Here is a 1057-nt window from a genome sequence, read left to right as displayed (position 1 = left end):
TGACGATAAAATAATTAGCCCACGAAATGTAATCAGCTACTTGTCGATTATTCCGTTTGTTTTGGGTGACCAAAATGCACTTGATCGATAATCACTAAACCACCGCGTTTTTTCTGTTTGACACCAAAAACTTCTGCTTTTACAAAGTACCAAACACGCGAATCAGAATTGACATCAATTTGCCACCGCACATAAGTCTCGCCATCGTAACTTCCTTCAGATAACTTTCCACGTAATCGACCTTGACGGTTTCCATCATCGTACTCAGGCTTTTCGGACAAAGTATCGAAAACTTCCTGGCAACGACTTGGCCAACTAGTACACAATTCGTTCCAAGATTCTTCAACTTTTATAGAGCGAGCAATAACTTCCCACTGTCCCGGCTTTATGGGACGTTTAACCTGATCCAATTTAATTACTTAGGACGGCTTAGAGGAATAACTTGATCTTCGCCGCGAGGCGCAATCAATATCGCGAGCAATTGAGGATTATTGGAAATCTCGGCACTTCGCTTCCACTGAACAAGGAGTTTTTCCAATGGCTCATATTGAGAAACAGCATGACAAGACTGAGCGGTCTGAATGAAATCTTCAAAGAATAATTCGCGATCCTTTGGATCTAGCCATGAGATCCAAGGTAATGCTTCCACTAGTGCGTCTAATAGCTTCGGTCTAAGAATTCCAATGCGAGAAAGCGAAGCTAATGTCAGAACTGACATATTCAAACTTTCTCGAATGGATTCTTCTCGTGATGTTTTTACCAGCATGACATCAGAGCCATCCCTGCGCACCAAGTGCACATCCATAACTTCTATCTGATCTAAGACATCACCACTCTTGCGGAGAAAGTGGGAAAAGGGGTGGCTAAGTGTGCTCATGACCAAATAGTGATGTATGTAGTGACGTATGTCAAATCTTACTATTTTTAGGTTCATTCTCTTCCTTTTTCTATATTTCTGAGAGCCTCGCACCATCCACCGACAAATTCTACGAGCTGACCATCCAGATCACCGAGCTGTGGACAAGCAACAGATGCCTCCCCTCTTGGTAAAGCTGTT

General features: G+C 42.8%; 2 protein-coding genes. Both read right to left on the bottom strand.

Going from position 1 to position 1057, the window contains the following annotated elements:
• Positions 1–47: 47 nt before the first annotated feature.
• Positions 48–410, bottom strand: a complete 363-nt coding sequence (locus Q8K48_06150) for a hypothetical protein (protein MDP1851981.1) — start codon at positions 408–410, stop codon at positions 48–50.
• Positions 411–415: 5 nt separating this feature from the next.
• Positions 416–877 carry a hypothetical protein gene (locus Q8K48_06145; protein ID MDP1851980.1) on the bottom strand — a complete coding sequence of 154 codons (462 nt, stop codon included), beginning with the start codon at positions 875–877 and terminating at the stop codon, positions 416–418.
• Between the last annotated feature and the right edge of the window lie 180 nt (positions 878–1057).

This window comes from Candidatus Planktophila sp. (assembly GCA_030681675.1).
In the GTDB taxonomy this organism is placed as follows: domain Bacteria; phylum Actinomycetota; class Actinomycetes; order Nanopelagicales; family Nanopelagicaceae; genus Planktophila.
This window is presented reverse-complemented; position numbering and strand designations above follow the sequence as displayed.